Origin of the sequence: Streptomyces sp. AcH 505, from assembly GCF_000818175.1 — a bacterium.
In the GTDB taxonomy this organism is placed as follows: domain Bacteria; phylum Actinomycetota; class Actinomycetes; order Streptomycetales; family Streptomycetaceae; genus Streptomyces.
Map to the genome: position 1 here is coordinate 1,008,275 of NZ_JTIY01000001.1, position 12,696 is coordinate 1,020,970.

At 72.8% G+C, this 12,696-nt stretch carries 7 protein-coding genes and 1 pseudogene; 2 read left to right on the forward strand and 6 right to left on the reverse strand.

Features of this window, described 5'->3' with window-relative positions:
- From HY68_RS04610 to HY68_RS04620, 3 genes are all read right to left on the reverse strand, one after another.
- Positions 1-1,540: ATP-dependent helicase (locus tag HY68_RS04610; RefSeq protein ID WP_157874430.1), on the reverse strand; the 1,540-nt coding region annotated here is incomplete at its 3' end.
- Positions 1,541-1,937: 397 nt separating this feature from the next.
- A complete protein-coding gene (locus tag HY68_RS04615; RefSeq protein ID WP_041984709.1) occupies positions 1,938-5,258 on the reverse strand; it encodes an ATP-dependent DNA helicase in 3,321 nt (1,106 codons plus the stop codon).
- Positions 5,259-5,413: 155 nt separating this feature from the next.
- Complete coding sequence (locus tag HY68_RS04620; RefSeq protein ID WP_041984711.1) at positions 5,414-5,911, reverse strand: MGMT family protein; 498 nt, start codon at positions 5,909-5,911, stop codon at positions 5,414-5,416.
- A 236-nt stretch (positions 5,912-6,147) separates the two neighbouring features.
- Here HY68_RS04620 and HY68_RS04625 point away from each other — a divergent pair, with 236 nt between their 5' ends.
- Positions 6,148-8,844 (forward strand): lysylphosphatidylglycerol synthase transmembrane domain-containing protein, encoded by a 2,697-nt coding sequence (locus HY68_RS04625; protein ID WP_078863425.1) that lies wholly within the window; start codon positions 6,148-6,150, stop codon positions 8,842-8,844.
- 88 nt (positions 8,845-8,932) lie between these two features.
- Positions 8,933-10,519 (forward strand): alpha/beta hydrolase, encoded by a 1,587-nt coding sequence (locus HY68_RS04630; RefSeq protein ID WP_041984713.1) that lies wholly within the window; start codon positions 8,933-8,935, stop codon positions 10,517-10,519.
- A 96-nt stretch (positions 10,520-10,615) separates the two neighbouring features.
- Here HY68_RS04630 and moeZ read toward each other — a convergent pair whose 3' ends face one another.
- From moeZ to HY68_RS44770, 3 genes and pseudogenes are all read right to left on the reverse strand, one after another.
- Positions 10,616-11,794 carry an adenylyltransferase/sulfurtransferase MoeZ gene (gene moeZ, locus HY68_RS04635; protein WP_041984716.1) on the reverse strand — a complete coding sequence of 393 codons (1,179 nt, stop codon included), beginning with the start codon at positions 11,792-11,794 and terminating at the stop codon, positions 10,616-10,618.
- A gap of 71 nt (positions 11,795-11,865) precedes the next feature.
- Positions 11,866-12,609, reverse strand: a complete 744-nt coding sequence (locus tag HY68_RS04640) for a spherulation-specific family 4 protein (RefSeq protein ID WP_041984718.1) — start codon at positions 12,607-12,609, stop codon at positions 11,866-11,868.
- Positions 12,597-12,696 (reverse strand): annotated as a pseudogene (locus tag HY68_RS44770) (reductase); the annotation flags it as partial. The pseudogene HY68_RS44770 and the gene HY68_RS04640, both read right to left, overlap by 13 nt.

Sequence of the window (12,696 nt, forward strand, 5' to 3'; positions counted from 1 at the left end):
CGTCCATGGCGGCCGGGTCGTCGGGGTCGGCGGAGCCCGCGCCGCCCCTGTGGACGAGCAGCCGGGCCCTGCGGCCCAGCAGCGCCAGGTCGCGGGGGCCGATCCGCCAGCGGGGTCCGGTCAGCAGCCGTACGAGCGAGGCGTTGGCGCCGGGGTCCTGCAGCACCTCGCACACCGCCACGAGGTCGGCCACCTCGGGCAGATGCAGCAGCCCGGAGAGGCCGACCACCTCGACGGGCACGTCACGGGCGACCAGCGCGCCCTGGATCGCGGCGAAGTCGCCCGCCGTGCGGCACAGCACGGCGATCTCGCCGGGCTCCTTGCCGGTGCGCACGAGATGGCTGATCGAGTCGGCCAGCCACTCGATCTCCTCGCCGTGCGTGGCGAGCAGGGCGCAGCGCACGCTGCCGTCCCGCTCGGCGCCCGGCGCGGCGCGCAGGGCCTCGACGCCTTCGTGCATCGCGCGCAGCGGCTCGGCGAGCGAGTTGGCGAGGTCGAGGAGCCGGCCGCCGCTGCGCCGGTTCTCGCTGAGCGAGAAGCGGGTGGCGGGCGCGCCGTCGGCGTACGGGAAGTGGGCGGGGAAGTCGTCCAGGTTGGCGACGGATGCGCCGCGCCAGCCGTAGATCGCCTGGCAGGGGTCGCCGACGGCGGTCACCGCGTGTCCGCTGCCGCCGCCGAACAGACCGGCCAGCAGGAGCCGCTGGGCGACCGACGTGTCCTGGTACTCGTCGAGCAGCACCACCCGGAACTCGTCCCTGAGGATGCCGCCGACCTCGGGCCTGGTGAGGGCCAGTTCGGCGGAGAGGGCGATCTGGTCGCCGAAGTCGAGGAGGTCACGGGCGCTCTTGGCGTCGCGGTAGCGCCCGACGAGGTCGAGGAGTTCGCCCCGCGCGAGGGCGGCCTCGGGGGCCTTGCGCAGCTCGGCGTTGCTGAGTTTCGCCCCGTCCAGGATGCGCAGCAGCTCGGTGTCGTACGCGCTGAGCTTCGCGGGCCGCACCAGGTGCTCCGCCAGCTCGGCGTCCAGCGCGAGCAGATCGCTGACGAGCGCGGGAAGCGTCTTGACGAGGGACGGGTACGGTCCTGGCGCCTCGCGCAGCACCCGCGCCGCGAGCTGGAAGCGGGTGGCGTCGGCGAGGAGCCGCGCGGTGGGTTCGAGCCCTATCCGCAGCCCGTGATCGGTGAGGAGCTGCCCGGCGAAGGCGTGGTACGTGGAGATGCGGGGCTCGCCCGGCGGATGGTCGGGGTCGATGGCGTCGGGGTCGGTGACCCCGGCCCGTACGAGCGCCTTGCGGACGCGCTCGGCCAGTTCGCCGGCGGCCTTGTTGGTGAAGGTGAGCCCGAGGACCTGCTCGGGCGCGACCTGCCCCGTACCGACCAGCCACACTACGCGCGCGGCCATCACCGTCGTCTTCCCCGACCCGGCCCCGGCCACGATGACCTGCGGGGCAGGCGGGGCGGTGATACACGCCGTCTGCTCCGGGGTGAAGGGGATGCCGAGGAGCTCCTTGAGCTGCCCGGGATCGGTGAGGTGTGCGGCCACCCCAGAGAGGCTATCCGGCCCCACCGACAACGCCCCCCGCTACGGCCTCAGGCCTCCCCCGGCCGGGAGGAGCGTGCGGGCAGCAGCAGCAGCCGCGAGGCGCCGGGCCGCGTCGGCGGGGAGCCGTCGGGTGGGGCGTTCCGACCCCCGGCGTGCGCCGGACGGCGTGGTGCCGTGACCGGCGATGCCGTCCGACCGAGGAACACCCGCCACGCACCCGGCTCCTCGGCCCGGGGCCCCGGGGGCGGCACCGCCCGGCCTTCCGGCCAGCCCCACCCGCGCACGTGCCCGGGATCACGACCAGGCGCAGCCCGTCCTGCCCGGCCGGACAGCAGCCGCCCCGCACGCCGCGCATCCCCCGGTGAGCACATACCGCGACCGCGAACCGCCGTACGCGTCACTCCACGATCTGTTGGCCCTCCGGTTGCGCTCCGCACGACGCTCGGAACGCGCAGTGGGCGCAGTGCTGGCCCGTGCTCGGGGTGAAGCGTTCGTCCAGTACGCGGCCTGCCGCCGTGGCCAGCAGGTCGCCCACCCATTCGCCTGCCAGCGGCTCCTGCGCCTGGATCTTGGGGAGTTCGTCGCCGCCCTCGCGCTTCGGGGCCGGCTGGCGCAGTTGGACGAGTTCGGCGCCCGCCGCGTCCGGGCGGTGGCCGTCGAAGATCTCGTCCAGGGCGCCTTCGCGTACCGCGAGCTGGTAGACGGCCAGCTGGGGATGGTGGGCGACCTCCTCCTTCGTCGGGGTCGCCTTGCCGGTCTTGAAGTCCACGACGTACGCCCGGCCCTGGACGTCCTTCTCGACGCGGTCCATGGAGCCCCTGATCCGCACCTCGTACTCGCCGGCTTCGATCGTGACGTCGAATTCGTGTTCCGTGGCGACAGGGGTGCGGCCGCCGCGGTCGCCGACGTGCCACTTGAGGAAGCGTTCGAGCGCCACGCGCGCGTGCTCCTTCTCCTGGCGGGACTTCCAGGGCGCGTCGAAGGCGAGCGCGTCCCAGACGGAGTCCAGCCGTTCCATCAGGACGGCGAGGTCGGCGGGGGTGCGTCCGGAGGCCACCTCGTCGGCCAGGACGTGCACCACGTTGCCGAACCCCTGCGCCGCCGTCGCGGGCTCGGCCGCCTTCACCTCGCGGCCGAGGAACCACTGGAGCGCGCAGGTGTTCGCGAGCTGTTCCAGCGCGCTGCCGGAGAGCGCGACCGGCTGGCCCCGGTCGCGCAGCGGGACCGCGCTGAGCGTCGGCTCGTACATGCCCCACCAGCTGTTCGGGTGCGCGGTGGGGACGAGCGCCTGGCCGTCCTCGTCGGCGAGGGCGGCGAGGCGGGCGAGTCTGCGGGCCGCCGCGTCCCGCAGGGCGGGGCTCGCCGCCGGGTCGACGGTGGTGGCGCGCAGTTCGGCGACGAGCGGGGCGACGGCGAGCGGCCTGCGCGGGCGGCCCGTTATGTCGCGTGGCTCGACGCCCAGTTCGGTGAGGAAGCGGGACGGCTGGTCACCGTCGTCGGCGGGGGCCTTGACCGCCGTGACGACGAGCCGTTCACGGGCACGCGTCGCCGCCACGTAGAACAGCCTGCGCTCCTCGGTAAGGAGGGCGCCGGGGGTCAGCGGCTCGGCGAGGCCGTCCCTGCCGATCCTGTCGGCCTCCAGCAGCGAGCCGCGTCGCCGCAGGTCGGGCCACAGGCCCTCCTGGACCCCCGCGACGACGACCAGCCGCCACTCCAGCCCTTTGGAGCGGTGCGCCGTCATCAGCCGTACGGCGTCGGGGCGTACCGCCCGCCTGCTGAGGGTGTCGGCCGCGATGTCCTGGGCGTCCAGCTCTTCGAGGAAGTTGAGCGCGCCACGGCCGCCGGTGCGCTCCTCGGCGCGGGCGGCCGCGTCGAAGAGCGCGCAGACGGCGTCGAGATCGCGGTCGGCGTTACGGCCGGCGGCGCCGCCGCGCAGCGCCGACCGTTCGAGCCTGCGCGGCAGGGTCGTGCCGTCCCACAGCTCCCACAGGGCCTCTTCCGCCGTGCCGCCGCCTTCGAGCAGTTCGCGCGCCTTGCGCAGCAGCCCGCCGAGCACCTGCGCGCCCCTGGCGTACGCGGGATCGTGCGCGACGAGCCGTTCGGGCTCGGCGAGCGCGAGGGCGAGCAGCGCGTCGGAGGGCGGCGGGAGCCGGTTCCCCGCCGCCCGCTCGTCGTCCCGCAGGGCCCGGCCGAGCCGGCGCAGATCGGCGGCGTCCATCCCGCCGAGCGGCGAGGAGAGGAGGGTCAGCGCTGTCTCGACGTCGAGCCAGGGAGCGGCGTCGCTCCCGTCCGCCGCCGGGTCGCCCGGCGCCGGCCGCAGCGCCGCCTTCGCGACCGCTCTGAGCGCCGTCAACAGCGGCGCGACGGCGGGCTCGTGGCGCAGGGGTACGTCGTCGCCGTCGACGTCCAGCGGCACACCGGCCGAGGTGAGGGCGCGGCGTACGGACGGGATGGTGCGGCCGCCCGCGCGGACCAGCACGGCCATCTCGCTCCACCGGACGCCGTCCTCCAGATGGGCCCTGCGCAGGATGTCCGCGATGTTGTCCAGCTCGGCCGACGGGGTCGGGAAGGTGTACGTCTCGACCCGCCCGCCGCCTCGTACCGCCGCCAGCTCGCGGTGGGCCCGCGCTTTCTCCGCGGGCAGCCGGGGCAGCGGCATCCGGCGGGTCAGCATCCTGCTCGCCGCCAGCAGCGCGGCGCCCGAGCGGCGCGAGGTGGTCAGCACCTCCACCGGGGCCGGCCGTCCTCCGGTGCGCGGGAAGGCCTCGGGGAAGCCGAGGATGCCGTTCACGTCGGCGCCGCGGAAGGCGTAGATCGACTGGTCGGGGTCGCCGAAGGCGATCAGCGTGCGGCCCCCGCCCGCCAGCGCCCCGAGCAGCCTGACCTGCGCCGGGTCGGTGTCCTGGTACTCGTCCACGAAGACCGTGTCGTACTGGGCCGTCAGCCGCTTCGCGACCTCCGGGCGGCTCGCCAGCAGCACCGCGCGGTGCACCAGCTCCGCGTAGTCGAGCACGCCCTGCAGATCGAGGACGTCGAGATATTCGGCGAGGAAGGACGCCGCGGCCGACCAGTCGGGCCTGCCGGTACGGGCGGCGAAGGCGGCCAGCGAGTCCGGGCCGAGCCCCAGCTCCCGGCTGCGGGCGAGCACCGCGCGCACCTCGTCGGCGAAGCCGCGCGTGGTGAGGCACGCGCGCAGCTCGTCCGGCCAGTCGATGCGCGCCCGGCCCTCGCGCGCCAGGTCGAGCTGGCCCGCGAGCAGGTCGCGTACGGCGACGTCCTGCTCGGGCCCGGAGAGCAGCCGCAGCGGCTCGGTGAAGAGGTCGGCCTCCTGGTGCGCGCGGATCAGGGCGTAGCAGAACGAGTGGAACGTCGTGGCCTGCGGCCCGCGGGTGCCGCCGAGCCTGACCGCCATCCGGTCGCGCAGCTCCACCGCCGCCTTGCGGCTGAAGGTGAGCACCAGGATCCGCTCCGGATCCGCGCCCGCCGCGACACGCGCGGCGACCGACTCCACGAGCGTCGTCGTCTTGCCGGTGCCGGGACCCGCGAGCACCAGCAGCGGCCCGGTCCCGTGGTCAACCACCCTGCGCTGTGCGGCGTCCAGCTGAGGAGGGACCACCGGCTCCGGAGGTGTGCGCACCAGTCGGTACGCACCCGTGGACCGCTGCCGTACCCGGCGCTGCGGTGCCGGGGTGCGCCCGGTGGTGGAGGAGGAGCTCACGTGGATCGCCGGTCCTGGAGGAGGTGCTGGGGGACGTGCTGAACGAGGTGCTGGTGGTGCCGGGAGCACCGGCCGGGGTGCGCGGGGCGGATGCCTCAGACGCTACCGGGCCGCCGCCCGGCACGCGGCGGATCGGTCCGCATGGCGTGCGGCGCTCACGCCGGGCCGCCCGATGGCGGAAACTGTCCTGTGTGAGCCACATCGCCCGCTTCCGCACCGCCGGATTCCGCGTCCGCGCGATCCGTGCCGCCGGAATCCGCTGCTCCGGGATCCGCGCCGCCGGTACGCGCGCCGTCCCACCGCGCCCGTCCCATGTCGAGCCGCGGCAGATGGCCGTGCGAGGCGTGCCCCGCCTCGCGCAGCGGGGTGGACTCCTCCCGATAGTGGTCGAGGGCCCGCAGCTCGTGCTCGGGGAGCAGCACACCGTCGGACCTGACCACCCGCCACCAGGGCACCGCGCTGCCGTACAGCGCCATGACCCGGCCGACCTGGCGCGGGCCGCCCTCGCCGAGCCATTCGGCGACGTCGCCGTAGGTCATGACCCGGCCGGGCGGGATCAGCTCGGCCACGTCCAGCACCCGCTCCGTGTATTCCGGGAGGCGCTGCGGCTCGTCCCGTTCGCCTGCACGCTCCTCGCTCGTCATCCGGTCCATCCTGCCCCACGGCACCGACAGTCCCCTCCTGGCGTACACGGATCGCGCGCCGTCACCCCGCGTACGTACGCACGCAAAGGGAGGTATCTCGCGCGGCCCACGCCCCCGCAATGCACCCTGATGCCCCCGTCTGTCGTCGGCTCGTGCCACCATCGTCCGGGCGGTGACTGGTGATACGAGATCAAGAGGACACGGATTCGGACTCCACGGAGGAGCCCGTGACGCGCGCTCGCGCCATGGGTTCGCCCTCCGGCGCCCCGGCGCGCCCCGACGCCGACCGGCCCGAGGAGAGCGAGCACACCGGCGCCCATCCCTACGAGCCGCCCTGCAACGACGAGGTGACACCCACCGACCGCGTCTCGGGGGACGAGCCGCTGCTCGCCGCCCGGGTGCACCGGCCGTCCGACCTGCTGCGGCTGGTCATCGGCATCCTCGCGATCGGTCTGGTGCTCGCCCTCTCGGCCTTCGCCCACGGCACCACGTCCGGCCTTGAGGACGACATCAGCAGGGGTACGGGCCAGGCGCCCGACCTGCTGGCCAAGATGGCGGGGCTGATCTCCAGCATCGCCGTGCTGCTCGTCCCTGTCGCCTTCGCCATCGAGCGGCTGATCAAACGCGACGGGCTGCGGATCGCCGACGGCGTGCTCGCCGCCGTCCTCGCGCACGGCGTGACGCTCGCCACGGACCTGTGGGTCACCAGGGCGGCGCCGGGCTCCATCCAGGAGGCGCTGACCAGGTCGCAGGCCGGCTCCGGGCTCACCGATCCGGTGCACGGCTATCTGGCCCCCGTCATCGCCTACATGACGGCCGTGGGCATGGCCCGCAGACCCCGCTGGCGCGTGGTGCTGTGGGTGGTGCTGCTGCTCGACGCGTTCGCCATGCTGGTGGCCGGCTACACCACGCCGTTCTCGATCGCCCTGACCGTCCTGATCGGCTGGACCGTGGCGTACGGCACGCTCTACGCGGTCGGCTCGCCCAACGTACGGCCCACCGGGCAGACCCTGATGGCGGGGCTGCGCAGGGTCGGCTTCCGGCCGGTCAGCGCGATGCGCGCCGAGGAGGGCGCCGAGTCGGGCGAGCAGGCCGACCGGGGGCGGCGCTACTTCGTCACCCTGGAGGAGGGCGCGCCGCTCGACGTCACGGTCGTCGACCGGGAACAGCAGGCGCAGGGCTTCTTCTACCGGCTGTGGCGGCAGCTCACGCTGCGCTCGATCACCGCCCGCCGGTCGATCCCCTCCCTTCGCCAGGCGCTCGAACAGGAGGCGCTGCTCGCCTACGCGGCCATCGCGGCGGGCGCGCACGCACCGAAGCTGATCGCCACCTCCGAGCTGGGACCCGACGCCGTCATGCTGGTCTACGAGCATCTGGGCGGCAGATCGCTGGACTCGATCGAGAGCGACGACGTCACCGACGAGCTGCTGCGCGGCGCCTGGCGCCAGGTCAAGGCGCTCCAGTCGCGGCGGATCGCGCACCGGGCGCTGACCGGCGACGCGATCATGGTCGACCGGTCGGGCCAGGTGATCCTGACCGAACTGCGCGGCGGGGAGATCGCTGCGGGCGATGTCGTGCTGCGCATGGACACCGCGCAGCTACTCACCACGACGGGGCTACGGGTCGGCGCACGCCGCTCGGTCGCCGCCGCCGTCGAGGTGATGGGTCCCGACGCCGTCGCCGACTCGCTGCCGCTGCTCCAGCCGATCGCGCTGAGCCGCTCCACCCGCGCGACGCTGCGTAAGCTCGCCCGTGAGCGCGCGCAGCGCGAGCGGGAGGCGGTGCTCGAAGCGTCCGACGCGAACAAGCGCCACCGGCTGGCGGAGGCCAAGGCGGCCAGCGGCGGCGACCGCAAGGCCGTACGCAAATCCCTGCGGGCCGAGAAGCAGGCGGAGAAGCGCGCCATAGACGACGCCCTCGACGAGGCGCGCGAGGAGGACCTGCTCTCCCAGATCCGTCAGCAGGTGCTGCTGATCCGCCCGCAGGCGCCGGTCGAACCGGTCAGGCTCGAACGGATCAGGGCCCGTACGCTCGTCACCTTCATCGCCGGGGCGGTCGCCGCTTACTTCCTGCTCTCCCAGCTCACCCAGCTCGACTACACGATGGTGGTCGGCGAGGCGCACTGGGGCTGGGTGGCGGCGGCCGCGCTGTTCTCCGCGCTGAGTTACATCGCGGCGGCGATGAGCCTGCTGGGGTTCGTGCCTGAGCGGGTCAGCTTCCTGCGGACGGTGATCGCGCAGGTCGCCGGGTCGTTCGTGAAGCTCGTCGCACCGGCGGCCGTCGGCGGTGTGGCGCTCAACACCCGCTTCCTGCAGCGCTCGGGGGTCCGTCCCGGGCTCGCCGTGGCGAGCGTCGGGGCGTCGCAGCTGTTCGGGCTCGGCGCGCACATCCTGCTGCTGCTGTCCTTCGGCTATCTGACGGGTACGGAGAAGACGACGTCGCTCACCCCGTCCAGGACGGTGATCGCCGGTCTGCTGACGGTGGCCGTGCTGGTGCTGGTCGTGACGGCGATCCCGTTCCTGCGCAAGTTCGTCGTGACGCGGCTGCGCTCGCTGTTCGCAGGTGTCGTGCCGCGCATGCTCGACGTATTGCAGCGGCCCATGAAGCTGCTCACCGGCATCGGCGGGATGCTGCTGCTGACCGGCATGTTCGTGATGTGTCTGGACGCGTCGATCCGCGCGTTCGACAACGGCAACCAGCAGCTCAGCTACGCGAGCATCGCCGTGGTGTTCCTCGCAGGCAACGCGCTGGGCTCGGCGGCGCCGACCCCGGGCGGTGTGGGGGCCGTGGAGGGCGCCCTGACGCTGGGTCTGCTCGCCGTCGGACTACCGAAGGAGGTCGCGGCGCCCGCCGTCCTGCTGTTCCGGCTGATGACATTCTGGCTGCCGGTGCTGCCCGGCTGGCTGTCCTTCAACCAGCTCACCCGCAAGGGAGCCCTGTAGGACGGGGCGGGGCGCGGCGGGCGTCCCGCGCTACTCCGCTTGGACCCCGCCGGGCGCGGCGCGCCGCGCCGTGGCACAGGATGGGGGGATGCCGACCTCCTCCGCCCGGCGCGCCGCTGCCCTGGCCGCCGTCACCGCCGCCGCCCTCCTGGCCGTCTCCGCGTGTTCCGACAGCGGGTCCGACGGCGGGAGGGGCAGCGGCAGCTCCGACCCGACGGCCCGGCCCAAGAACCTGGCCACCCAGAAGCTGGACTGGAAGACCTGCGCCGCCCCGTCCGTCGAGCAGGGCGGCGGCCCCTCGCCGTCCCCGCTGCCCGGCAAGGTCAGCTGGCAGTGCTCGTTCATGACCGTCCCGCTCGACTACGCGAAGCCGGACGGCGACACGGTCAAGCTGGCCCTCATCCGCGCCAAGGCCGCCGACACGAGCCACCGGATCGGCTCGCTCGTCTTCAACTTCGGCGGCCCCGGCGGTTCCGGCGTCACCGGACTGCCGTCGTTCGCGAAGGACTACGAGAAGCTACGCGCCCGCTACGACCTGGTCAGCTTCGACCCGCGCGGGGTCGGCGACAGCGACGGCGTCCGGTGCGAGAGCGACAAGCAGCTCGACGCGTACTACGCGCAGGACGCGACCCCGGACGACGCGGCCGAGGAGAAGTCCCTCACGGAGGGCCTGGCGAGCTTCGCCGCCGGCTGCGAGCGCGACTCGGGCCGGGAACTGCCGTACGTCGGGACGACCAACGCGGCCCGCGACATGGAGCTGATGCGCCAGGTGCTGGGCGACAAGAAGCTGTACTACTTCGGCATCTCGTACGGCACGGAGCTGGGCGGCGTCTACGCGCACCTGTATCCGAAGAGCGTCGGCAGGGCCGTCTTCGACGGGGTCGTCGACCCGACGCAGGACTCCGAGCAGAGCTCCCTCGGCCAGGCCAAGGGCTTCCAGCTCGCCCTGGACAACTTCGCGAAGGACTGTGTGTCGCGCGGCGACGCCTGCACGCTGCCCGGCAGCACCCCGAAGCAGATCGAGGGGTTCATCTCCTCGCTGCTCGCCCGGCTCGACAAGCAGCCGATCGCCGGCATCGGCAACCGCAAGCTGACACAGACCCAGGCCACCAACGGCGTCGCGCAGGCGCTCTACTCGAAGGAGTACTGGCCGCTGCTCGAACAGGGTCTCGACGAGGCGGACGGCGGCAACGGCGGGTTGCTGCTCGCGCTGTCCGACGCGATGAACGGCCGCGACCAGCAGGGCAGGTACAGCAACATCCAGGCGGCGAACGCGGCGATCAACTGCGTGGACTCCAAGGAGCGCTACACGCTCGCGCAGACGAAGGCCAAGCTCCCGGAGTTCCGCAAGGCGTCGCCGGTCTTCGGCGACTTCCTCGGCTGGGGCGTCATGAGCTGCTCCGAGTGGCCCGTGCCGGGCACCTGGAAGCATCCGGACGTCAGCGCGCCGGGCTCGGCCCCGATCGTCGTCGTCGGCAACACCGGTGACCCGGCGACGCCGTACGCGGGCGCGAAGGCGATGGCGGACGCGCTGGGCGAGGGCGTCGGCGTGGAGATCACCTACGAGGGCCAGGGGCACGGCGCGTACGACAGCGGCGACGCGTGCATCCAGAAGGCCGTCAACGGCTATCTGCTGAACGGCACGGTGCCGAAGGCCGGCACCGTCTGCAAGTAACCACACACAGCCGACGCGGGGCCCGGACCGCGTACGGTCCGGGCCCCGCGTACGCGCGATGCGCGACCTGACGGTGGATCCAGTAGGACGGTGGATCTAGTAGATCGGCTTCTCGGGCTCGATCTGGTTGACCCAGCCGACGACCCCGCCGCCGACATGCACGGCGTCGGCGAAGCCCGCCGACTTCAGCACGGCGAGCACCTCGGCGCTGCGGACGCCCGTCTTGCAGTGCAGGACGATCTTCTTGTCCTGCGGCAGGTGCTCCAGGGCGTTGCCCATCAGGAACTCGTTCTTGGGGATCAGCTTGGCACCGGGGATGGAGACGATCTCGAACTCGTTCGGCTCGCGGACATCGATGACCTCGATGTTCTCGCCGTCGTCCATCCACTCCTTGAGCTGCTTGGGAGTGATCGTCGAACCGGCCGCCGCCTCCTGGGCCTCTTCCGACACGACGCCGCAGAACGCCTCGTAGTCGATCAGCTCGGTGACGGTCGGGTTCTCCCCGCAGACCGCGCAGTCGGGGTCCTTGCGGACCTTGACCTGGCGGTACTGCATCTCCAGGGCGTCGTAGATCATCAGCCGCCCGACCAGCGGGTCGCCGATGCCGGTCAGCAGCTTGATCGCCTCGGTGACCTGGATCGCCCCGACGGACGCGCAGAGCACGCCCAGCACGCCGCCCTCGGCGCAGGAGGGGACCATACCGGGGGGCGGGGGCTCCGGGTAGAGGCAGCGGTAGCACGGGCCGTGCTCCGACCAGAAGACGCTCGCCTGACCGTCGAAGCGGTAGATCGAACCCCAGACGTACGGCTTGTCCAGCAGCACGCAGGCGTCGTTGACCAGGTAGCGGGTGGCGAAGTTGTCCGTGCCGTCCACGATCAGGTCGTACTGGGCGAAGATCTCCATCACGTTCTCGGCTTCGAGCCGCTCTTCGTGAAGGACCACGTTGACGTACGGGTTGATACCGAGGACGGAGTCACGCGCCGACTGGGCCTTGGAGCGGCCGATGTCGGACTGGCTGTGGATGATCTGGCGCTGCAGGTTCGACTCGTCGACCTCGTCGAACTCCACGATGCCGAGCGTGCCGACACCGGCCGCCGCCAGGTACATCAGGGCCGGGGAGCCGAGGCCACCGGCCCCCACACACAGCACCTTCGCGTTCTTCAGCCGCTTCTGCCCGTCCATCCCGACATCGGGGATGATCAAGTGACGGGAGTACCTGCGGACCTCGTCGACGGTGAGCTCAGCAGCGGGCTCGACCAAGGGGGGCAGCGACACAGGGACCTCTACAAGGGGGTTGGTCGTTCATTCAGTAATCTGTTCTCTCTGTAACAGTGCCACGGCCCTTCTCATTCCGAGACACCAGGTCCGACCCGCGAGACGATTTCGTCCCAGTAGCCGGGCAGCGCCTCGAACGGGTTCTGCGGGCCCGTCCGGTCGGTGAAGAAGATCGTCCCAGCGCCCTGCCAGCGGGCTACGCGCATCGCCTCGTCCAGGTGGGTGCGGGGCAGTCCGTGGACGAGGTGGACGAACCGTTCCGGCGGATAGCCGGCCGTCCACTCGGCCGCCTGCGACCAGCGGTAGTCGCTCCACGGCCCGGAGAAGGTCACCAACTGGTCGGCGGCCTCCGCGTATCCGGGGTACGGATGCGTCCCGTGGCCGAGGACGACATGCGCGCCGTCCACCAGCGTCTCCAGGGTGGCCGTGATCCGCCGTACCGCCGGCAGGTCCGCCCGGTCGGCCGGGCACCGGTCGAGGGAGAAGCCGGCGACGCGGTACCAGTCCAGATAGCGCTGCGCCTCGGCGACGATCTCGCCGAACGGGCGGCTGCCGTACGCCAGGTCGAGATGGCCGAGCACCCGGACGCCCGCGTTGGTCAGCCGTCCCGCCGCGTCGAGGCAGTGCGGGTCGGGCCGGACGCCGGGGCCCTGGGCGACGTTGAGCACGACCCAGTGCAGCGGTGTGGCGGGCCGGGTGAGTCCGGCCCATTCGGCGGGCGCCAGCAGCGGATGCGCGTGGCCCGGGACACCGAGGCCGACCTCGCCGGCCTCGGTGGCGGAGAGGCGCTGACCTGTCGTGGTCAGATACGGCACGCCGCCTCCATCCAGATGTCGGCCAGCGACTCCTCCAGGTTGATCCGCGGGCGCCAGCCGAGCCGGTCGCGCGCGGTGCGTACGTCC

Bases quoted from the DNA above. Each gene is read 5' to 3' on its own strand.
- HY68_RS04620 (WP_041984711.1), bottom strand. From the start codon at position 5,911: ATGGACCGGATGACGAGCGAGGAGCGTGCAGGCGAACGGGACGAGCCG.
- HY68_RS04630 (WP_041984713.1), top strand. From the start codon at position 8,933: ATGCCGACCTCCTCCGCCCGGCGCGCCGCTGCCCTGGCCGCCGTCACC.
- HY68_RS04625 (WP_078863425.1), top strand. From the start codon at position 6,148: ATGGGTTCGCCCTCCGGCGCCCCGGCGCGCCCCGACGCCGACCGGCCC.